At 60.0% G+C, this 22,502-nt stretch carries 18 protein-coding genes; 13 read left to right on the forward strand and 5 right to left on the reverse strand.

Features of this window, described 5'->3' with window-relative positions:
* Positions 1–39: 39 nt before the first annotated feature.
* Genes NN484_RS24405 through NN484_RS24420 form a run of 4 tightly spaced genes read right to left on the reverse strand, consistent with a single transcriptional unit; the run spans position 40 to position 6,150 of the window.
* Positions 40–1,254: a hybrid sensor histidine kinase/response regulator gene (locus tag NN484_RS24405; protein ID WP_127647592.1), complete on the reverse strand. Its 1,215-nt coding sequence runs from the start codon at positions 1,252–1,254 to the stop codon at positions 40–42.
* Positions 1,248–1,841: a chemotaxis protein CheB gene (locus NN484_RS24410; RefSeq protein ID WP_127647594.1), complete on the reverse strand. Its 594-nt coding sequence runs from the start codon at positions 1,839–1,841 to the stop codon at positions 1,248–1,250. The genes NN484_RS24405 and NN484_RS24410 overlap by 7 nt, the downstream gene beginning before the upstream one ends.
* A complete protein-coding gene (locus NN484_RS24415; protein ID WP_127647596.1) occupies positions 1,838–2,671 on the reverse strand; it encodes a CheR family methyltransferase in 834 nt (277 codons plus the stop codon). The genes NN484_RS24410 and NN484_RS24415 overlap by 4 nt, the downstream gene beginning before the upstream one ends.
* Complete coding sequence (locus NN484_RS24420; RefSeq protein WP_215500036.1) at positions 2,671–6,150, reverse strand: response regulator; 3,480 nt, start codon at positions 6,148–6,150, stop codon at positions 2,671–2,673. The genes NN484_RS24415 and NN484_RS24420 overlap by 1 nt, the downstream gene beginning before the upstream one ends.
* Positions 6,151–6,410: 260 nt before the next feature.
* On the opposite strand from NN484_RS24420, the gene NN484_RS24425 reads away from it, so the two are divergent.
* From NN484_RS24425 to NN484_RS24485, 13 genes are all read left to right on the forward strand, one after another.
* Entirely contained in the window at positions 6,411–6,773 is a 363-nt protein-coding gene (locus NN484_RS24425; protein ID WP_274658117.1) for a response regulator, read from the forward strand.
* A gap of 82 nt (positions 6,774–6,855) precedes the next feature.
* Positions 6,856–8,166 carry a glycosyltransferase gene (locus NN484_RS24430; RefSeq protein WP_274658118.1) on the forward strand — a complete coding sequence of 437 codons (1,311 nt, stop codon included), beginning with the start codon at positions 6,856–6,858 and terminating at the stop codon, positions 8,164–8,166.
* A 122-nt stretch (positions 8,167–8,288) separates the two neighbouring features.
* The gene (locus NN484_RS24435; protein WP_274658119.1) at positions 8,289–9,167 is read left to right on the forward strand and encodes a phosphatidylinositol-specific phospholipase C domain-containing protein; all 879 of its coding nucleotides are present in this window, start codon (positions 8,289–8,291) and stop codon (positions 9,165–9,167) included.
* A gap of 193 nt (positions 9,168–9,360) precedes the next feature.
* Positions 9,361–10,236 carry a phosphatidylinositol-specific phospholipase C domain-containing protein gene (locus tag NN484_RS24440; protein WP_274658120.1) on the forward strand — a complete coding sequence of 292 codons (876 nt, stop codon included), beginning with the start codon at positions 9,361–9,363 and terminating at the stop codon, positions 10,234–10,236.
* A 69-nt stretch (positions 10,237–10,305) separates the two neighbouring features.
* The gene (locus NN484_RS24445) at positions 10,306–11,211 is read left to right on the forward strand and encodes an AraC family transcriptional regulator (RefSeq protein WP_274658121.1); all 906 of its coding nucleotides are present in this window, start codon (positions 10,306–10,308) and stop codon (positions 11,209–11,211) included.
* A gap of 244 nt (positions 11,212–11,455) precedes the next feature.
* Positions 11,456–12,766: an ABC transporter substrate-binding protein gene (locus NN484_RS24450; protein WP_127647608.1), complete on the forward strand. Its 1,311-nt coding sequence runs from the start codon at positions 11,456–11,458 to the stop codon at positions 12,764–12,766.
* A gap of 154 nt (positions 12,767–12,920) precedes the next feature.
* Positions 12,921–13,847, forward strand: a complete 927-nt coding sequence (locus tag NN484_RS24455) for a carbohydrate ABC transporter permease (RefSeq protein ID WP_215500030.1) — start codon at positions 12,921–12,923, stop codon at positions 13,845–13,847.
* 8 nt (positions 13,848–13,855) lie between these two features.
* On the forward strand, positions 13,856–14,686 hold the full coding sequence (locus NN484_RS24460; protein WP_274658122.1) for a carbohydrate ABC transporter permease: 831 nt from the start codon (positions 13,856–13,858) through the stop codon (positions 14,684–14,686).
* A gap of 165 nt (positions 14,687–14,851) precedes the next feature.
* Positions 14,852–15,955: an ABC transporter ATP-binding protein gene (locus NN484_RS24465; protein WP_274658123.1), complete on the forward strand. Its 1,104-nt coding sequence runs from the start codon at positions 14,852–14,854 to the stop codon at positions 15,953–15,955.
* 17 nt (positions 15,956–15,972) lie between these two features.
* The gene (locus NN484_RS24470; RefSeq protein ID WP_274658124.1) at positions 15,973–17,445 is read left to right on the forward strand and encodes a mannitol dehydrogenase family protein; all 1,473 of its coding nucleotides are present in this window, start codon (positions 15,973–15,975) and stop codon (positions 17,443–17,445) included.
* A gap of 135 nt (positions 17,446–17,580) precedes the next feature.
* Positions 17,581–19,077, forward strand: coding sequence for a xylulokinase (gene xylB, locus NN484_RS24475; RefSeq protein WP_127647616.1), 1,497 nt, complete (start codon positions 17,581–17,583; stop codon positions 19,075–19,077).
* Positions 19,078–19,090: 13 nt separating this feature from the next.
* Positions 19,091–20,029, forward strand: a complete 939-nt coding sequence (locus NN484_RS24480) for a carbohydrate kinase family protein (protein ID WP_127647618.1) — start codon at positions 19,091–19,093, stop codon at positions 20,027–20,029.
* 39 nt (positions 20,030–20,068) lie between these two features.
* Positions 20,069–20,689 carry a transglycosylase SLT domain-containing protein gene (locus NN484_RS24485; RefSeq protein ID WP_127647620.1) on the forward strand — a complete coding sequence of 207 codons (621 nt, stop codon included), beginning with the start codon at positions 20,069–20,071 and terminating at the stop codon, positions 20,687–20,689.
* Between the two features lie 142 nt (positions 20,690–20,831).
* On the opposite strand, the gene NN484_RS24490 is transcribed toward NN484_RS24485, so the two are convergent.
* A complete protein-coding gene (locus tag NN484_RS24490; protein WP_127647622.1) occupies positions 20,832–22,133 on the reverse strand; it encodes an OprD family porin in 1,302 nt (433 codons plus the stop codon).
* Between the last annotated feature and the right edge of the window lie 369 nt (positions 22,134–22,502).

Consider the following 22,502-nt stretch of genomic DNA (forward strand, 5'->3'; position numbering starts at 1 on the left):
GCCTTTGTTCGGTCAATAGCTGCTGATACGACCGTGCGGTCAATCAGAGGTTGCGTCGGATGTGCCGTTTTCCTGGATTGGCAGACAAACGCGAAACAGGGCGCCTTCGTTGATTTGACTCTCGACGACGATGGAGCCGCCATGGGCGGCGACGATCTGCTCGGAAATGAACAGACCCAGTCCGAGACCAGCCACTACCGTCTTGGCGGAGACCCGTTCGAACTGCTGGAAAATACGTTTCTGGTTCTCTTCACTGATACCGATGCCGCGATCCTGAACCTCGACCCGCGCCTCGTCGCCCTCACGGTAGACACGCACTTGAATCGGGCTGCGCCCCCCATAACGCAAGGCGTTGGTCAGCAGATTGGACACCACCTGCTCGATACGGAACTCGTCCCAATGACCTTCCACCGGCTCTGGCGCGCTGAAGGTGACTTCGGTCTCGGCCGCTTCCATTTGCGGCGCAAAACTCTGCAGCAGGTTGCCCACCAGTTGCGTCAGGTCGAAGCGATTCGGACGGATCGACAGCTTGCCGGTGCGAATCCGCGAAACGTCTAGCATGTCTTCGATCAGGCGGATCAGACTTTTGATCTGGCGCTCGTCGCGGTCGACCATCGCGTGCATCTTGTCGAGGGTAAACGCGGCGGCGTTGTCCCGCGCCAGGTGCATCTTGCGCAACTGGGTTTCGAGTATCAGGCCATTGAGCGGTGTGCGCACTTCGTGGGCGACGATTGACATGAAGTCATCGCGCATGCGCACCGCCTGCTCCAGTTCCAGCTGCGTGCTCTGCAGTTGTTGCAGCAACGCCTCCTGTTCGCGGCGGGCCTGCTCCAGAGCTTCGACCTGTTGCTTCATGGCCTTGCTCTGGCGGTACAGGTCGACGAACACGTTGACCTTGCTCTTCACCGCGTGGATGTCCAGCGGCTTGTGCAGGAAGTCCACCGCGCCGCTCTCGTAGCCCTTGAACGCGTAGTTCAGTTCACGGCCGGCGGCGCTGACGAAAATGATCGGGATGTTCTTGGTTTTCTCGGTGCCGCGCATCAGCTCGGCGAGCTCGAAGCCGTTCATGCCCGGCATCTGCACGTCGAGGATGGCCATGGCGAACTCGTGTTGCAGCAGCAGCGACAGGGCTTCGTCCGCCGACAGCGCCTTATAGACCGTGCGGTCCTCGCGCTTGATCAGCGCTTCGAGGGCCAGCAAGTTCTCCGGCAGATCGTCGACGATCAGCAATTTGGCCTGGATATTACTCAGCATGCGATTCGTTCCAGCTCGACAAGCAGACGGCCGATGCCGTGAATGGGTAGGACATGGTCGGGCTGCTGAATCTTCAACGCAGCCTGAGGCATGGTGGCGACCTGTGCATCTTGTGGGTCCTGAACGATGGTCAGCCCGCCGCGCTGCTTGACTTGCGCCAGGCCGCGAGCGCCATCGTGGTTGGCGCCGGTCAGCAGCACAGCGGCCAGCGACTCGCCATAGACGTCGGCGGCCGATTCGAACAGGTAATCGATGGCCGGTCGGGAGTGGTGCACGCGGTCTTCAAGACTCAGCGACAGACTGCGATCCTGCTCTACCGACAAGTGATATCCGGGAGTCGCGAAATAAACCGTGCCGGGCACGATATCCTGCTTGTCCGTCGCCTCTTCCACCGGCAGCATCAGGCGCCGGGAGAACACCTCGGCCAACTGACTGCGGCGCTCCTCCGGCAGGTGCAACACGACAATGATCGGCAGCACGTAGCCCGGGCGCAGCGGCGCCAGCAATGTCAGCAGAGCCTCGACCCCGCCGGCCGAAGCACCGACCACGATGGCCTCGACACGAGGCAAATCCACAGCATCGTTCATAATTTGCGGTAGATCCGTTCTTGTTTGACCAACGGTTCGAACTGGTTCGCGTAGCCGGAAAAATCCAGCGTCTCTTTGCTGCCCAGCACCAGAAAGCCACGATGACACAACGATTCGTGAAACAGGCCGAACGCGCGGTCCTGAAGTTTCTTGTTGAAGTAGATCAGCACGTTGCGGCAGGAAATCAACTGGGTTTCGGAGAACACGCTGTCCGTCGCCAGACTGTGGTCGGCAAAGGTCACGTTCTCACACAGGCTCTTGTCGAAAATCGCGTAGCCGTAGGCGGCCGTGTAGTAATCGGCGAACGAGCGCTGGCCACCGGCCTGCTGATAATTGGCGGTGTAGGCCCGCACGTTTTCCATCGAGAAAATCCCCTGCTTGGCCTTGTCCAGCGAGCGCGGGTTGATGTCGGTGGCGTAGATGATCGTGCGGTCGAGCAGGCCTTCTTCGCGCAGCAGGATCGCCATCGAATAAACCTCCTCACCCGTGCTGCACCCGGCGATCCAGATCTTCAACGACGGATAGGTGCGCAGCAGCGGCACCACTTCCTTGCGGATCGCCAGAAAGTGCGACGGATCGCGAAACATCTCGCTGACCGGGATCGTCAGCAACTGCAGCAACTGCATGAACGCGGTCGGATCGTGCAGCACTTTTTCCTGCAACGCCGAAATGGTCGCGCATTCGAACTGGCTCAAGGCGTGTTGCACCCGGCGCTTGATCGATGCGCCCGAGTAATCCCGAAAATCGTAGCTGTACTTGAGGTAGATAGCCTCGATCAGCAACCGCAATTCGATTTCGCTGTTGCGCTCGGCAGAGTGACGGCTTTCCACTAAATGCGTTCCATCTTCGGTAACCACACGCGAATCAACGAGAACAGGCGATCCAGATCAATGGGCTTGGCCAGGTAATCGTTGGCGCCCGCCTGCAGGCAGCGCTCCTGATCGTCCTTCATGGCCTTGGCCGTCACCGCAATGATCGGCAGCTTGCGCCAGCGCGGATCCTTGCGGATTTCAATGGTGGCTTCAAAGCCATCCATCTCCGGCATCATTACGTCCATCAGCACCAGATCGATGTCCTCGACTTCATTCAACCTATCAATCGCCTCACGACCATTGCGACCGATCACCACCACGGCACCCTTGTGCTCCAGCGCGCTGGTCAGGGCGAAGATGTTGCGCACATCGTCGTCCACCAGCAGCACCTTGCGGCCTTCAAAGACCTTGTCGCGGCTGCGAGCGGTCTTGAGCATCTTCTGCCGTTCATGGGACAACTGCGATTCGACTTTGTGCAGAAAGAGTGTCACCTCATCCAGCAGCCGTTCCGGCGAGCGTGCGCCCTTGATGATGATCGAGCGCGAATACTTGCGCAGCTCGGCTTCTTCATCGCGGGTCAGGTTGCGCCCGGTGTAGACGATGACCGGCGGGAACGAACAGATATCCTCGGTAGACATGCGCTTGAGCAGATCGTTGCCCAGCATGTCCGGCAACTTCAGGTCGATCACCATGCAGTCGTAAATCGTCGTGCGCAGCTTCTCCAGCGCCTCCTGCGCGAGGCCGACGGCGGTGATTTCGATGTCCTCGTCACCGATCAGGCGGGCAATGCTTTCACGTTGCAGATCGTCATCTTCGACCAGCAGCACGCGCTTGACCTTCTGGGTCAGCTTGGCTTCCAGACGGGCGAATACATCCTTCAGTTCTTCGCGAGTGGTCGGTTTGACCGCATAGCCGATGGCGCCCATGTGCATGGCCGCTTCGACACGATCCTCGACGGAAATCACGTGGACCGGGATGTGCCGGGTTTCGGCGTGTTCTTTCAGGCGCTGCAGCACGGTCAGCCCGGAATGATCCGGCAGGCGCATGTCGAGCAGAATCGCGTCCGGGACGAACTCGCGGGCCAGGTCGTAACCTTCGTCCGCGCCGTGGGCGACCAGGCACTGATAGCCCAACTCATGGGCCAGGTCATAGAGGATGTGGGCGAAATTCGGCTCGTCTTCCACCACCAGAATGCAGCGGGTGGCGAACGGCGCCTTGCCACGGTCGTCGGCGAAACGCGGAATGTGCACCGGAGCCATTGGCGACACGGCGATCGAGGGCGGCGCAACCGGTGCCGGGGCGCTGACCGGCGGCGGAGTAAAGGTCAACGGTACAGACGGCGCCTCACCCGAATCATGGTATTGCTGCGGCAACACCAGAGTGAAGACGCTGCCCTGCCCCGGCGTGCTGCTGACGCTGATCGAACCGCCGAGCAAGGCGGCCAGATCGCGGGAAATCGACAAGCCCAGGCCGGTGCCGCCGTATTTGCGGTTGGTGGTGCCGTCGGCCTGGCGGAACGCTTCGAAGATGCTTTCCAGTTGATCGGCCGCGATACCGATGCCGGAGTCACGCACGTCAAAGGCAATGCGCTCGTCCGGCTGCCCACTGATGGTCAGGCTGACAGCGCCGTGTTCGGTGAACTTGATGGCGTTGGACAGCAGGTTCTTGATCACCTGCTCCAGACGCTGGCGGTCGGTGAACAGCATGGCCGGGGCGCCCGGTTGCAAGTCGACGCTGAACGTCAGTCGCTTGTCCGCCGCCAGTGGCTCGAACACGCTGCGCAGGCCGTCCGCCAGGCGCGCGACGCTGGTGTTTTCCGGAATCACTTCCAGCTTGCCGGCCTCGACTTTGGAAATGTCGAGAATGTCATTGATCAGGTTCAGCAAGTCATTGCCGGCGGAATAGATCGACTCGGCAAATTTGACCTGTTCGGCCGTCAGGTTGTCCTGAGGATTTTCCGCCAGCAACTTGGCGAGGATCAGCGAACTGTTCAACGGCGTGCGCAGTTCATGGGACATGTTGGCGAGGAATTCGGACTTGTACTTGCTCGAACGCTGCAGCTCTTCGGCGCGTTCTTCGAGTTGTATCTGGGCCTGATTGAGTTCGGTGTTCTTCAGGTCCATGGCGTCGCGCTGCTCGGCCAGTTGCTCGTTGGTCTGTTCCAGTTCGACCTGCTGGGTTTCCAGGTGCGCCTGGGATTCCTTGAGAATGCGCGACTGTTCTTCCAGCTCTTCGTTGGCGGTCTTGAGTTCTTCCTGCTGCACCTGCAACTCTTCGTTGAGCTGCTGGGTTTCGGCCAGCACTTCCTGCAGGCGCTGGCGATAGCGCGCCGCTTCGATCGAGGTGCCGATATTGCCGGCAATCAGTTCGAGCAACTCGACATCGCGCCGGGTCAGCGGGCGCAGGAAGCCCAGCTCGATCACACCGTTGACCCGGTCGTCATCACTGGTCGGGACCACCAGCACGCTGTGTGGCAGGCCTTCGCCCAGGCCGGAACTGACCTTGAAATAGTCCGACGGCACCGAATCCAGACGAATCAGGCGCCCTTCCTGAGCCACTTGGCCGACAATGCCTTCACCGCTGTAGATCGACTGCCCCTGCTCTTCCTGTTCGCGGGAGAACCCGTAGGACGCCACCCGTTTCAGGCCACCGTGCTCTTCGCGCACATACAGCGCCGCTACCGCCGAGCCCAGATACTGCGCACAGAACTGCAGGATGTTGCGCCCCAGCAGATTGAGCGTCAGTTGCCCCAGCACCTGCTCCGCCAGCTCGGTCTGACCGCTGCGCATCCACGCCTGACGCTCCAGGCGTTCGGCACTGGCTTGTTGCGCAGCGAGGGTTGCGCTGTAGCTATCCGACAGGCTGACCAGATCACGCCGACCGACATACGCCAGCAAACCGCTGATGCCGGCAATAAACAGCAAATACAGGGAAATGCTCCAGATCGTGGTGCGGCGCACGTCTTCGTTGCGTGATGCACGCAACTGCTGCTCCATGTCGATCACGTCTTCGAATTGCTTGCGAATCTCATCGGTCAGGCGCTTGCCGCGCCCGGCCTTGACGGCGGCCTTGTAGTCACCACTGGAGCGCTGCAGATCGATCATCGATTGCGCATAGTTGCTCCACTCGGTCTGCAACGCCTGCAAACGCCGCAGACGGTCGGTCTGCACCGGGTTGTCAGCGGTCAGCTCAAGCAAGGTGGTGAGCGCGACGTTGATCCGCGGCTTGGCGGTCTCGTACGGGTCGAGGAAATGCTCGTCGCCGCTGAGCAGGAAACCGCGCATGCCGGTTTCCAGGTCCACGGTGAGTTTCACCGCTTCGTTGGCGTTGTTGATCACGCGGTCGGTGTGCTCCACCCACTGGATCACCGACAGCAAATAGCTGATCAGCGAGACAAAGAACACCGCGCTGATCGCACCGACGCCCAACGGCAAGCCGATGTTGCGGGTCAGGAGCTTGCGGAAGCGGCGTTCATCAACCGAGGACGGAGAGGACATGGGGCAGCCTTGTCGAACTGTTGAAACCCGGGAGTTTGCCCCAAAACCGCGACATGGATCCATTTTTCTCACAGCCTTGGCGGCAATTTCTTACATTTGCTGCGCTTGTCGATCGACCAACAGTTATCCTTGCGGCCCCGATTGCAGCTAATCTTTTTGCAGCGATCGGGGAACTTGTGGCCATGCGCCACTTACTCATGCAAGAGCCCGGCACTTTCGACCGGCCGAGACCCCGCATTCCTTTCTTGAGAGCCTTCAATATGTCCACCCTAGCGCCCACCATCCTGGTAGTTGAAGACGACGACATCGTGCGCATGCTCATCGTCGATGTGCTGGAGGAGCTGGAGTTCACTGTGCGGGAGGCTGACGGCAGCGAGCAGGCGCTAGACTTTCTCGCAGACTCGAACCAGTCGATCGATTTGATAATGACTGATGTCGGCCTGCCAGGCATGGACGGCCGTGAGCTGGCCGAGAAAGCGCGTAAACTGCGCCCGGCACTGCCCATCCTGTTTGCCAGCGGTTATGCCGAAAGCATCGACGTGCCGGCTGACATGCACGTGATCGGCAAGCCGTTTTCGATTGATCAGTTGCGCGACAAGGTCAAGGCCATACTCGGCCAGTAACACGCCTTGATCCGGCAGCGCCTGCAGATGTGGTCTAATTGCGCCCCATTTTCAGCCGCCTGTCTTCAAGGAATACCCGTCAATGACTGCACCCCTGACAACCAAAGTTCTGGTCATCGGCTACGTCTGGCCCGAACCCCGTTCTTCGGCGGCCAGCGGGCACGTCATGCAAATCCTCGAGACCTTTCTCGAACAAGGCTGGGACATTACCTTCAGCAGCCCGGCCGGCCCGGGCGAGCACAAGGCTGACCTGGGCGCGCTGGGCATTCGCGAAGTAGCGATCGAACTGAACAGCAGCAGCTTCGATGATTTCGTCAGCGAACTGGCCCCGGATATTGTCTTGTTCGACCAGTTCATGATGGAAGAACAGTTCGGCTGGCGCGTCGAGAAACAGTGCCCGAACGCCCTGCGGGTCCTGGAAACCTCCGATCTGCAAAGCCTGCGACATGCCCGGCACCTGCGGCTCAAGGAACGTCTGAAGGACGCCCCGGACGACCAGGATTTCACGCCGCTGTTCGCGCCGGCGTTGCACGAAGAATTCGAATTGATGGCTGACAGTGACATGGCCAAACGGGAAATCGCCGCGCTGTATCGTTGCGATCTGAACCTGATGATTTCCGACGTCGAAATCCAATTGCTGGTGGAGCAGTTCGGCCTGCCGCGCAACCTGTTGCATGAATGCCCGCTGATGATCGACCTGCCGCAAGGCGAGCATCGGACCTTCGAAGAACGCGCGCACTTCCTGAGCATCGGCAATTTCCGTCACGCGCCCAACTGGGACGCCGTGCTCTGGATGAAAACCACGATCTGGCCGTTGATCCGCGCACGCCTGCCCCATGCGCAGTTGCACATTTATGGCGCCTACACGCCGCCCAAGGCCACCGCCCTGCACAATCCGGCGCAGGGGTTTCATGTGATGAACTGGGCCGAAGACGCCCTGCAAGTCATGTCGGACGCGCGCGTGTGTCTGGCACCGTTGCGTTTCGGCGCCGGCATCAAAGGCAAAATCGTCGATGCGATGCTGTGCGGTACGCCGTCGGTCACCACGCCGATCGGCGCCGAAGCGATGCACGGCGACCTGCCCTGGCCCGGCGCCGTGGCCTGCAGCGCGCAGGCACTGGCTGATCAGGCGGTGCAGTTGTATCAGGACGAAACGCTGTGGAATCAGGCTCGATTGGCCGGTCAGACATTATTGGCCGAGCGTTACCGCAAGTCCGTTCATGGACCGGCATTGATTGACAGGTTGCAACAGTGCATGAAGAACTTGAAGCCACTCAGAAAAGCCAACTTCACTGGCAGCATGTTGCGCCACCATCACCATAAGAGCACGCAATACATGTCGCAATGGATCGAGGCAAAGAACCGAAATAACACAGATACTCCAGCGTCATAAAAACCAACATATATTCGGCATCAATCCGCGCCTTGCCTATTCAACTTACCATCCATTAAAAATAAATAACTTACCGCCCTATCAGCGGCGAGTTACTTATTATTCAATCAAGGAAGGCGGATATGCAAAATTCGACACTGGACAGCAACTTATTCAACAACTCGCTAAATAACTGGATGAGCACTACACCCGGGATTGATAATCTCTCACTGCACAGGCTGACATTGCCCGGCACTCATAATGCCGGCTGCGACTGGAACGCCTCTTACGCGCTGATACCCGGTGCGCACTGGGTGGCCTGTCAGCACACGTCATTTTATGAGCAACTGAATAACGGTGCGCGGGCGCTGGATATCAGACTGGTGTTCAACAGCGACGGCGAAGGCCTTGGCAAGCTGCAAATTCAGCACAATGGTTTTCTGTCGTCGCGCACCTTGGGCAACCTGGTAACGGATGTAGAACGCTTTCTTAATGACAACCCCGATGAGTTCATTGTGCTGGACTTTCATGAGTTGAAAGGTGGCGATCAACCTTTTGACTTCGCCTGGTTCAACAAGATGATCTTACATTTCCTGCGCGATAGACTCATTCCGGCAAGAAACCGTTATTCAAGCCTCGGACAATTAAAGGAAATCAGCCCTTCGCAGCGCGTAGTGGTTCATGCCGACTGGCATCACGACCTGGACTTTGAATGGTTCAACGACCAGATCGAGCATGCCTGGATCGGTACACAAACGCCCAGCGCCAGTGACCTGCAAAAGTACATCGCAGAAGTGATGGCGTCCCCACCTTCGCCCTATCGTCCCTGGTCGCTGTCGGCCACCAGTTTCGCGCTGCTGGGCGGTCCGGTGGACATTCATTCCGCTTTGGATAACTGGTTCGATCCGGCTAAAGGCGACTGGCTGCTCAAGTGCAATATCGTCAATGTCGACTTCATTGAGGAATCGCGCCTGGTCTCGTTTTGCCGCATCGCAAACATGATCAAGTCCGGCCACCTCTGACTTGCGCTACCGGGTGCCATACATTGGCTATTCTTTAGCAGATGTTGCCACCGCTGGACAGACTTCCCGCTATTCGTATGCTGTGATTCATGTTCACCCACAATTGGCGAACAATCGGATGCCGCCGCAAACGGCATCTGTCACATCAACAGCCTCGCCCCAAGGATGGGGGGAGCATGGACAGGAAGTCGCGATGAGCAGCACTGCAGTATTCGACACGCACAAATGGATGAGCCATGTACTGGATATCGAACAGCTCAAGTTGACCGATATCGTCTGGCCCGGCAGCCATAACAGCGGCATGGACAAGAAGGCGCCCAACCACAAACTGGTGCCGGGCAACTGGACCACCTGCCAGAACGGTTCATTTGCCTGGCAACTGGAAAAGGGTGCCCGGGCATTCGATTTGCGCCTGGGGTATACCGACAGCCCGGGGCGACCGAATTTTTATTTTCATCACAACGGTTACCAGTCCCATCGATTTCTCGACGAACTGGTCGAGGCACTGACGGCATTCCTTGATCAAAACCCCGACGAATTCGTTCTACTGGATTTCCACCAATTGGGCGACGGCGACAAACCGTTTGCTCACCAGCGACTGAACGACTTCATGCTGCGACGTCTCGGGTCGCAACTGATTCCGTTCTCCGACGCTGTGTGCACGGTGGGTGAGCTCAAGCGTGCCAGCGCCAGGCGCCGGATCGTGCTGGCCGCGCCTCACTCGCCGGGTCTGGATGACCAGTATTTCTGGCCGCAGATCCCGCACAAATGGACCCGCCAGGTGTTCACCGACACGGCCATGCTGGAACGGCACATCGAAACCACACTGAAAGACGCCCCCTACGAAACCTTCATCTGGTCGCTGCCAGTCACCTGCTATTCGTTGCTGGGTGGCCCGTCGGACATCAAGCACAAGATCAATGACTGGTTCCATACCACCCGGGACTGGGTAACCCGTTGCAGCATCATCAGCACCGACTTCTTCGATGAGTCGGATATCGTTCGTTATTGCTGGGTCGCCAACAGCATGAAGGCCGTCTATGGGCGGGCGCTGCATGAATCCGGCTGAACCGGGGCTGGCACAGCGGGCGCAGAAAGGGGCATGATCGACCGGCGATAACAAGAAAAGTGCCCTGACATGACCCGAACAGCCCGTGTGACCGACCCTTCCTACGAGTTGATGGATGACCATAACGGGTTGTCCATCATCTACCGCCAGCACGGCTTCCCCTGCCCGCTGGTGCGTTGGCATTTTCACAAGGAATACGAACTGCACCTGATCGTCGCCAGCTCCGGCAAGGTGTTCATCGGCGACTACATCGGCAACTTCTATCCGCAAACGCTGTTTCTCACCGGCCCCAATCTGCCGCACAACTGGATCAGCCAGGTGGCCGAAGACGAGGTGGTGGAAAAGCGCGACATGCTGGTGAACTTCACCGACGAGTTGTTCGACAGCGGGCATCAGGTGTTCGCCGAACTCAAGACCCTTGCGCCACTGCTGGAGCGCGCGCAGTACGGCATCGAGTTTCGAGACAAAGACATGATCCGTCAGGCCATGACGCTGATGCAGCGCATTGCCGACACGCGCGGCATCACCCGTCTCGGGCACTTTTTCATCCTGATGGAACTGCTGGCGGCGACTGACGATTATCAATTGCTGTCCGGCGCCACCAACACGCAACTGGCCGACGAGCACAACATCGACCGCACCAACCGCGCCGTCGACTTCATCTTCACCCACTACGCCCGGGAACTGACGCTGGAAGAAGTCGCCGAGCATCTGGGGATGAAGCCGACCTATTTCAGCCGCGTGTTCAAACAGGCCACCGGGCGCAACTTCATCGAGTTCGTCAATCGCCTGCGCATCAGCAAATCCTGCGAACTGCTGGCCGATGGCGACAAACCGGTAACCGAAGTGTGTTTCGAGTCGGGGTTCAACAACATCTCCAATTTCAATCGGCGCTTCCAGCAGCTCAAGGGCATGACGCCGTCGCACTATCGACGCCTGGCCGTACAACGCCTGACCGAACAGAATCACGCTTAATAACAGCAACATCAAAAGATCGCAGCCTTCGGCAGCTCCTACAGGGATCAGTGTAGGAGCTGCCGAAGGCTGCGATCTTTTGATTTCTTAGCCAGTGCAAAAAAGTATCGGTTCAAGTGCGACGGATGATTTGTCAGGCTGGCAATTGAGGGCTGTAATCAGCGCACATTCTTCCTGCATTCGGAAGACACAAAAACAATAACTGTCCTTCTGCTTCCCAACAGATGCAGAAAAGGAGTGCACGATGCAACCCACTGCAAAAGCTCTGCTTGCCCTCACCTGCATGACCCTCAGCAGCGTCAGCCTTGGCGCCCAGACCCTGACCATCGCCACCGTCAACAACAGCGACATGATTCGCATGCAAAAGCTCTCGAAAACTTTCGAGACCGAGCATCCGGACATCAAGCTCAATTGGGTGGTGCTGGAAGAAAACGTCCTGCGCCAGCGCCTGACCACCGACATCGCCACCCAGGGTGGCCAGTTCGACGTGTTGACCATCGGCATGTACGAAGCGGCACTCTGGGGTGCCAAGGGCTGGCTGGAGCCGATGAAGGATCTGCCGGCCAGTTACGCCCTCGACGATGTATTCCCGTCGGTGCGCGAAGGCCTCTCGGTCAAGGGCTCGCTGTACGCCCTGCCGTTCTACGCCGAAAGCTCGATCACCTACTACCGCACCGACCTGTTCAAGGACGCCGGGCTGACCATGCCTGAGCGCCCGACCTGGGAACAGATCGCCGGGTTCGCCGAGAAACTCACCAACAAGGACAAAGAGCAGTACGGCATCTGCCTGCGTGGCAAGGCCGGTTGGGGCGAGAACATGGCGCTGATCACCACCGTCGCCAACGCCTATGGCGCGCGCTGGTTCGATGAGAAATGGCAGCCGCAATTCAACGGCCCCGAGTGGAAGAACGCACTGAATTTCTACGTCGACACCATGAAGAAATCCGGCCCGCCGGGCGCCTCCAGCAACGGTTTCAACGAGAACCTGGCGCTGTTCAACAGCGGCAAGTGCGCGATCTGGGTCGACGCCAGCGTCGCCGGCTCGTTCGTCACCGACAAGTCCCAGAGCAAGGTCGCCGATCACGTCGGTTTCACCTACGCGCCACATCAGGTCACCGATAAAGGTTCGGCGTGGCTGTACTCGTGGGCCTTGGCGATTCCGACCAGCTCCAAGGCCAAGGACGCGGCAAAAGCCTTCAGCGCCTGGGCCACGTCCAAGGAATACGGGGAGCTGGTGGCCAAAACCGATGGCATCGCCAACGTGCCCCCAGGCACTCGCGCCTCGACCTACAGCGACGCCTACATGGCGGCCGCGCCGTTCGCCAAGGTCACGCTGGAATCGCTCAAGGCAGCTGACCCGAGCAAACCGACGCTGAAACCGGTGCCCTACATCGGCATTCAGTTGGTGACCATTCCTGAGTTCCAGGGCGTGGGCACCCAGGTCGGCAAACTGTTCTCGGCGGCACTGATCGGCCAGACCACGGTGGACCAAGCCCTGGCCGCCGCGCAACAAACCACCGAACGCGAGATGAAGCGCGCCGGTTATCCCAAGTAACCGCCACAGCTCGCTCCTGCCTTTTGTAGGAGTGAGCCTGCTCGCGATGGCAGCTTCCCATTCAACACAATGGGTGACTGAAACACCGCTATCGCGAGCAGGCTCACTCCTACATTAGATCTCCATAGGTCTGTATGACTCGGTTGTGATCACCATGAATACTTCAACTGCCAAAGCCCACATCGACCTGACCCAGCCCCAGCGCAAAAGCCGTGTGGCCAATCCCGGCTGGTTTCTGGTCAGCCCTTCGGTAGCCCTGTTGCTGCTGTGGATGATCGTGCCGTTGGGCATGACCATTTACTTCTCGATGATTCGCTACAACCTGCTCGATCCGGGTGTGAACGAATTCGTCGGGCTGGAGAACTTCACCTACTTCCTCACCGACTCAGGCTTCCTGCCCGGCGCCACCAACACCCTGTTGCTGGTCGGCAGCGTACTGCTGATCAGCGTGGTGTTCGGCGTGCTGATCAGTGCGTTGCTCGAGGCCAGCGAGTTTCTTGGCCGCGGCATCGTGCGGGTGATGCTGATCTCGCCGTTCTTCATCATGCCCACGGTGGGGGCGCTGATCTGGAAGAACCTGATTTTCCACCCGGTCTCGGGAATCCTCGCCTATGTCTGGCGGCTGTTCGGCGCCGAACCGGTGGACTGGCTGGCGCACTACCCGCTGCTGTCGATCATCATCATTGTCTCGTGGCAATGGCTGCCCTTCGCGATCCTGATCCTGATGACCGCCATGCAGTCCCTCGATCAGGAGCAAAAGGAAGCGGCGCGCCTGGATGGCGCCGGCCCCGTCGCGATTTTCTGGCACCTGACCCTGCCGCACCTGGCGCGACCGATTGCCGTGGTGGTGATGATCGAAACGATCTTCCTGCTGTCGGTGTTCGCCGAGATTTTCACCACCACCAACGGCGGCCCCGGCTACGCCTCGACCAACCTCGCCTACCTGATCTACAACCAGGCGCTGGTGCAGTTCGACGTCGGCATGGCGTCGGCGGGCGGCTTGATTGCCGTGGTCATTGCCAACATCGCCGCGATCATTCTGGTGCGGATGATCGGCAAAAACCTGACTGACAAAGCCTGAGGCCTGCCATGACTCTTCAACAATCCCGCCGGCTGCAAAGCCTGCTGCTCGGCACCCTGGCCTGGGCCATCGCGATCGTGATTTTCTTCCCGATCTTCTGGATGGTGATGACCAGCTTCAAGACCGAAATCGACGCGTTCGCCACGCCGCCGCTGTTCATCTTCACGCCGACGCTGGAAAACTATCTGCACATCAACGAGCGCAGCGATTACTTCAGTTTCGCCTGGAACTCGGTAGTGATCTCGTTCAGCGCTACGGCCCTGTGCCTGCTGATCGCGGTGCCGGCGGCGTACTCGATGGCGTTCTACGAAACCCAGCGCACCAAGGGTACGCTGCTGTGGATGCTCTCGACCAAGATGCTGCCGCCGGTGGGCGTGCTGATGCCGATCTACCTGCTGGCCAAGAGTTTCGGCCTGCTCGACACGCGCATCGCGCTGATCGTGATCTACACCCTGATCAACCTGCCGATCGTGGTCTGGATGATTTACACCTACTTCAAGGACATTCCCAAAGACATCCTCGAAGCCGCCCGCCTCGACGGCGCCACCCTGTGGCAGGAAATGGTCCGCGTACTGCTGCCGATCGCCAAGGGCGGCCTCGCCTCGACCGTGCTGCTGTCGTTGATTCTGTGCTGGAACGAGGCCTTCTGGTCGCTGAACCTGACTTCGTCGAAAGCCGCGCCACTGACGGCGTTGATCGCCTCGTACTCAAGCCCCGAAGGCTTGTTCTGGGCCAAGTTGTCGGCGGTCTCGACCCTGGCCTGTGCGCCGATCCTGATCTTCGGCTGGATCAGCCAGAAACAACTGGTACGCGGCCTGTCGTTCGGCGCCGTGAAATGAACATCCCGAACCCAACCCCGTCCCCTGTAGGAGTGAGCCTGCTCGCGATAGCGGAATGTCTTTCAACAATGATGTCGACTGACACGGCCCCATCGCGAGCAGGCTCACTCCTACAGAAAAGCCGATCCGGTTCAACTGAATAATAAATTGCGGAGGCCCATCATCATGGCCAACCTGAAAATCAAGAATCTGCAAAAAGGCTTCGAAGGTTTTTCCATCATCAAGGGCATCGACCTTGAGGTGAACGACAAGGAATTCGTGGTCTTCGTCGGCCCGTCCGGCTGCGGCAAATCCACCCTGCTGCGGCTGATTGCCGGGCTGGAAGAAGTCAGCGGCGGCACCATCGAACTCGATGGCCGCGACATCACCGAAGTCAGCCCGGCCAAGCGCGATCTGGCGATGGTGTTCCAGACCTACGCGCTGTACCCGCACATGACTGTGAAGAAAAACATGTCATTCGCCCTCGATCTGGCGGGCGTACCGAAAGCCGAAGTCGAGAAGAAAGTCGGCGAAGCGGCACGGATTCTCGAACTCGGGCCGATGCTGGAGCGCAAGCCAAAACAACTGTCCGGCGGGCAGCGCCAACGTGTCGCCATCGGCCGCGCGATTGTGCGCAATCCGAAAATTTTCCTGTTCGACGAACCGCTGTCCAACCTCGACGCCGCGCTGCGGGTGCAGATGCGTCTGGAACTGCTGCGTCTGCACAAGGACCTGCAGGCAACCATGATCTACGTGACCCACGACCAGGTCGAAGCGATGACCATGGCCGACAAGGTTGTGGTGCTCAATGGCGGCAAGATCGAGCAGGTCGGCTCACCGCTGGACCTCTATCACAACCCGGCCAACCTGTTCGTCGCCGGCTTCCTCGGCACGCCGAAAATGGGTTTCCTCAAGGGCAAGATCGCCCGGGTCGACGGCCAGAGTTGCGAAGTATCGCTGGACGCCGGCACCCGCATCACCCTGCCGTTCAACGTCGCCAACCTGAGCGTCGGCAGCGTAGTGACCCTGGGCATTCGCCCGGAGCATCTGGAACTGGCGCAACCGGGCGACTGCGCCCTGCAGGTCACCGCCGACGTCAGCGAACGCCTGGGCAGCGACACCTTCTGCCACGTCACCACCAACGCCGGCGAGGCCCTGACCATGCGCGTGCGCGGTGACCTCGCGAGCCGCTACGGCGAACAGCTGAACCTGCACCTGAATGCCAGCCATTGCCACCTGTTCGACGCCGACGGCGTGGCGCTGACCCGCCCGCTGCGCGCGGCGGCCTGAACTTCGAGACTTGCCCGATGAAACTGAACAAACACAACCTGCACCGCCTCGCCCCCGAAGTGCAATTGCCGGCTTATAGCCTCGGCGATACCCGCCAGGGCATCGCGCACATCGGCGTCGGTGGCTTCCACCGCGCGCATCAGGCGTATTACACCGATGCGCTGATGAACACCGGCCAGGCGCTGGACTGGGCGATTTGCGGAGTTGGCCTGCGCGCGGAAGACCGCCGCGCCCGCGACGATATCAAGGAGCAGGATTACCTGTTCACCCTGTTCGAACTCGGCGACAGCGACGACACCGAAGTCCGCGTGATCGGCGCAATCCGCGACATGCTCCTGGCCGAAGACGGCGCGCAGGCATTGATCGACAAACTCGCCGATCCGCAGATCCGCATCGTCTCACTGACCATCACCGAGGGCGGTTACTGCATCGACGACAGCAACGGCGAATTCATGGCGCACCTGCCGCAGATCCAGCACGATCTGGCGCACCCCGGCGCACCGACAACCGTGTTCGGTTTCCTCTGCGCCGCATTGGAGAAACGCCGTGGCGCAGGCACGCCGGCGTTCACCATCATGTCCTGCGATAACCTGCCGCACAACGGCGCGGTAACCCGCAAGGCGCTGCTCGCCTTCGCCACCCTGCGCAACGCGGGGCTGCGCGACTGGATCGAACAGAACGTCAGTTTCCCCAACGCCATGGTCGACCGCATCACGCCGATGACCAGCACCGCCCACCGCCTGCAACTGGCCGACAAACACGCAGTGGACGACGCCTGGCCGGTGGTCTGCGAGCCCTTCGTGCAGTGGGTGCTGGAAGATAAATTCGTCAACGGCCGTCCGGCCTGGGAACAGGTCGGCGTGCAGTTCACCGACGACGTTTCGCCGTACGAAGAGATGAAGATCAAACTGCTCAACGGCAGTCATCTGGCGCTGACCTACCTGGGCTTTCTGAAGGGCTATCGTTTCGTCCACGAGACCATGAACGACCCGCTGTTCGTGCGTTACATGCGCGCCTACATGGACCTCGACGTCACCCCGCAACTTTCGCCGGTGCCGGGCATCGATCTGACCGACTACAAAGACACGCTGGTGGCACGATTCTCCAACCAGGCGATTGCCGATCAACTGGAACGGGTGTGTTCGGACGGCTCGTCGAAGTTTCCCAAGTTCACCATTCCGACGATCAATCGCTTGATTGCCGACGGGCGTGAAACCAAACGCGCGGCGCTGGTGGTGGCGGCCTGGGCGCTGTACTTGAAGGGCGTGGACGAGAATGGCGATACCTATTCGATTCCCGATCCACGCGCGGCGTTCTGTCAGGGACTGGTGGCCGATGATGCGTTGATCACCCAGCGGTTGCTGGCGGTGGAAGAGATCTTCGGCACGGCGATTCCGCGTTCAACGGCGTTTGTTGCGGCGTTCGAATGGTGCTGCAACAGCTTGCGGGAGGTGGGTGTAACACGCACTTTGGAGCGGATTTTGGCTTGAGTAATACGGTGACTTTACTGACGCCTTCGCGAGCGGGCTCGCTCCCACAGGGGAACGCATTTCAAAATGTGGGAGCGAGCCTGCTGGCGAATGGCGGCCTCATCTTGGCAAACCTGACACCCTGAGGACATTCCTGTGACAACCCGACAACTCTTCCTCGGCATCGACTGCGGCACCCAAGGCACCAAGGCGATCATCCTCGATGCCGCCAGCGGTCAGGTGCTCGGCCAGGGGGCCGCCCCGCACACGATGATCAGCGGCGCCAACGGCCGGCGTGAGCAGGACACCCGACAGTGGCTGGACGCCTTCGCCCTCGCCACTCGGCGTGCCTTGCTCGACGCCCATGTCGACGGTCAGGCGATCCTCGGCATCGGCGTCTCCGGCCAGCAACACGGTTTGGTTTTGCTCGACGAGCAGGGTCAGGTGCTGCGTCCGGCCAAGCTGTGGTGCGACACCGAGACCGCTGACGAAAACGACCGTTTGCTCAAACACCTGGGCGGCGAAAAAGGTTCGCTGGAGCGCCTCGGGGTGGTCATCGCGCCGGGCTACACCGTGTCGAAACTGCTGTGGACCAAAGAACAACATCCGGCGCTGTTCTCGCGCATCGCGCGCATCCTGCTGCCCCACGACTACCTGAACTTCTGGCTCACTGGCCGTGCCTGCAGCGAGTATGGCGACGCCTCCGGCACCGGCTATTTCAACGTGCGCAGCCGTCAGTGGGATTTGCAGCTGCTGCGCGACATCGACACCACAGGACGACTGCAAGCGGCGTTGCCGGAGCTGATCGACGCACACCAGGCGGTCGGCACGCTCCTGCCGGCGATCGCCGAACAGTTGGGCCTCAACCCGGCTGCGCGGGTCTCCAGCGGCGGTGGCGACAACATGATGGGCGCCATCGGCACTGGCAATATTCAGCCCGGCGCGATCACCATGAGCCTCGGCTCCTCCGGCACGGTGTACGCCTACGCCGACGCGCCGAAGGTCAGTCCGGATGCCTCGGTCGCGACGTTCTGTTCGTCCAGCGGTGGCTGGCTGCCGCTGATCTGCACCATGAACCTGACCAACGCCACTGGCGCGATCCGCGAACTGTTCGACCTCGACCTCGAACAGTTCAACGCCCTCGTCGCCCAGTCACCCATCGGCGCCGAGGGTGTGAGCATGCTGCCGTTTCTCAATGGCGAGCGCGTCCCCGCCCTGCCCCATGCCACCGGCAGCCTGCACGGCCTGACCCTGAGCAACCTGACCCAGGCCAATCTGTGTCGCGCCGTGGTCGAAGGCACCACGTTCGGTTTGCGTTATGGACTGGATCTGTTGCGCCACAATGGTTTACAAAGCCGCAGCATTTGTCTGATCGGCGGCGGCTCGAAAAGTGCGGTATGGCGGCAGATCGTCGCCGACATCATGAACACCCCGGTGATCTGCACCGAGCAAAGCGAAGCCGCAGCCCTTGGCGCAGCGATTCAGGCAGCGTGGTGCACGTCATGGTCGAACGGCCACGAAAACACCCTGGCCGACCTCTGTCAGCGCTGCGTGAAGCTCGACCTGAGCAGTGAAACCCTGCCGGTGGCCGCCAATGTCGCGGCGTTCGAGCAGGTCTATGAACGCTATCAACAGCATGTCGCAACCCTATAAAGAGCAAACAATTATGTATTTGGTGTGTGGCGAAGCCCTGTTCGATTTCTTCAGCGAAGACGATGCCAGCGGTCTGGCCTCGAAAGTGAATTTCAAAGCGATTGCCGGCGGTTCGCCGTTCAACGTCGCGGTCGGCTTGCGCCGTTTGGGTGTGGAATCGGCGCTGTTTGCCGGGCTGTCCACGGACTACCTGGGCCGGCGTTTGCAGCAAGTGCTGCACGAAGAAGGCGTGCGCCCGGACTATCTGGTGGACTTCGCCGCGCCGACCACCCTGGCGATGGTCGCGGTCGGCGCCAATGGCTCGCCGCATTACAGTTTTCGCGGTGAAGGCTGCGCCGATCGCCAGTTGAGCGTTGCGCATCTGCCGGCGCTGGGTGCGCAAGTCCGTGGCCTGCACATCGGCTCGTTCTCGCTGGTGGTGCAGCCGATTGCCGACACCCTGCTGACGCTGGTGCAGCGCGAAAGCGGCAAACGCCTGATCACCCTCGACCCCAACGTGCGTCTCAACCCCGAGCCGAACATCGACCTGTGGCGCGAACGCGTGGCGACCCTGGTGCAACTGGCCGACATGATCAAGGTCAGCGACGAAGACCTGAGCCTGCTGTACCCTGAGCAGGACCCACAGCGCGTCATCGACGGCTGGCTGCAGCATCGCTGTCAGGTGGTGTTCCTGACCCGTGGCGGTGAAGGCGCGACCGCGTTCAGTCGTACGCATGGTTCGTGGTCGGTGCCGGCCTGTTCAGTGAAGATCGCCGATACCGTTGGCGCTGGCGATACCTTTCAGGCCGCGCTGATCACCTGGCTGACCGAACAGGAACTGGACTCGGTGGAGGGTGTGCAACAACTCAGCCGCGAGCAGATCGACGCGATGCTCAGGTTTGCCGTACAGGCGGCCGCCCTTACGTGCAGCAAGACCGGTCCGGATTTACCCTATCGTCACCAGTTGGCCTGAGCGCGTAGACTGTCGCCCTTTTTGCGGGGGGATGACGGTTTGAGGTCAGGGCGGACGGCGGCACTTTTGATACTGGCGGGATTACTCAGCGGCTGCGGCACCTCGCCGCCGCGTTCGCCTGAAAACATCTGCGACATCTTCCGCGAGAAAAGCGATTGGTACGACGCCGCGCAAGTCACGCAAAAGCGTTGGGGCGTGCCGATCCAGGTGCCCTTCGCGATCATGTATCAGGAGTCCGGCTATCGCTACGACGCCAAGACACCGCGCAAATACCTGTTGTGGGTGATCCCGTGGGGCCGGGTCACCACGGCTTCGGGGTATGCCCAGGCCAAGGATGAAGTCTGGTCCGACTATCAGAAAAGCACCGGCCGACGCGGCGCCGACCGCGAAGACTTCGACGACGCCATCGACTTCGTCGGCTGGTACATGGACAAGACCACGTCGATCAACGGCGTGTACAAGTACGACGCCTACAACCAATACCTCAACTACCACGAAGGCTGGGGCGGTTTCCGCAACAAGACCTACGCCAGCAAAGCCTGGCTGATGCCCACTGCACGCAAGGTGCAGGCGCGCTCCGATGTGTATGCGCGGCAATATGCCGGGTGCAAGGAAGATCTGAATCGCGGCTTCTGGAGCCGGTTCTGGCATTGGTTGTAGCGGTGGCTTTCGGGCCCAATCGCGAGCAGGCTCACTCCTACAGAGGGTCGATGGCGGACACGGTATCCGCGTCTACCAAAATCCCCTTGTAGGAGTGAGCCTGCTCGCGATAGCGGTCATGCAGCCACCACCGTTCCAAGCCTTACAACACCGAAAAGTTGTAACTCACAATCAACCGGGTCTCATCCACATCCCGCGCAAACTTTTCATAGTTGGTGCGGTAAGTCGCATTGCGCAGACGCAGGCTCACATCCTTGAATGTGCCCGTCTGGATCACGTACTTCAGCTCGCTGTCGCGTTCCCACTCTTTGCCTTCCTGATCGCTGCCCGGGACCTTGATGTGGTCACCGTTCACATAACGGGTCAGGAAGCTCAGGCCGTTGATGCCGATGGCCTTGAAGTCATAGTCGTAACGCAGCTGCCAGGAACGCTCCTGCGCCGCCGCGAAGTCGTTGACCTGCACGTAGTTGACCAGATACGGATTGCTGCCATCGAGGTACGGCATCGAGTTGTCGCCGTTCATACGCTGCCAGCCGGCGCTGAAAGTGTGGCCGCTGATGCCGTACGAGAGCATGCCGCTCAACGCGCGGTTGTCGATGGAACCGGCACGCTGCGCGCCGCTGTCGGCACTCTTGATCACGCGCAGATCAGCCTTCAACACGCCGTCGCCCAACGGCTGATTGCCCAGCAAACCGATGAAGTGCTGGCGGTAGATGTCTTCCAGTTCCGCGTAGTGATACTGCGCGGTCAGGCGATCGTTGATCTTGTAGTCGAAGCCGTACATGTCGAAATGATCGGCGGTGGTGTTACAGGCGTAGCGCTTGTTCTTGCAGTGCACGCGGATGTCTTGCGAATCGGTGGAATCGCGCGCGGTGTACTTGTCCAGACGCGCGGCCATGAAGGTCAGATCCTTGACCTCTTTGGAGGTCAGCATGGCACCGTTGAACATGGTCGGCAGCAGACGACCGTCGTTGTACTTGAGCAGCGGCAGATCCGGCAGCAGCGCACCGTACTTCAACACCGTGTCCGAGACCTTGACCTTGGCGGTCAGGCCCATTTTCGCGTACTGGCCCTTCGAGCCCCGCGGGTTCTCGCCACTGGACGGCAGCAAGCCGCTGTTGCTGCGATCAGGGCTGGAATCGAGCTGAAAACCGAGCATGCCCAGCGCATCGATACCGAAGCCGACCGTGCCCTCGGTGTAGCCCGATTGCAGATTGAGAATGAAGCCCTGCGCCGACTCTTCACGCTTGGAAGCGCCCTGGTCGTTGGAGGTGTGCCCATCACGGAAATCGCGGTTGAAATACACCGTGCGCGATTCGATTTTCGCCGTGGTGTCTTCGAGAAAACCGCTGGCTTGAACCTGTGCGGCAAAACCGGCGCACAGCACAACGGCTCCGAAGCCAAACGACTGGCGTGGGGTGATGAGGGGAAATGGGGGACGCATGAAAAACTCCAACAGTACAGCGTTTGCGCCGGGGCGCAGTTAGCCAGAAAAATAGCTCCCGTCCCGGGTCAAAAAGAGCCGGGAAGAAGTGGACACGCAGGGGTGAGTTGCAATGATGGCAGATGGCTTTTACGGGCTGAAGACGACTTTAGTCTGAAACTGACCGGCTATTCTTCTGCGCGGGACTGGCCCAATCCGCGTGACCGGCACTCGTCCACGACGACGAAGTGCCCGGTTTCATTAGGCAAAACCACCGACCTAGGGGTTTGCCCTATACGCCGTTGACCCCGTCCCTACGGCATTTGCGCCTTGAACGAGGCGGTTTAATCCTCCATCATCCGTCACCTGCTTATTCAACGGACGGAATTC

Origin of the sequence: Pseudomonas serboccidentalis, assembly GCF_028830055.1 — a bacterium.
Classification (GTDB): domain Bacteria; phylum Pseudomonadota; class Gammaproteobacteria; order Pseudomonadales; family Pseudomonadaceae; genus Aquipseudomonas; species Aquipseudomonas serboccidentalis.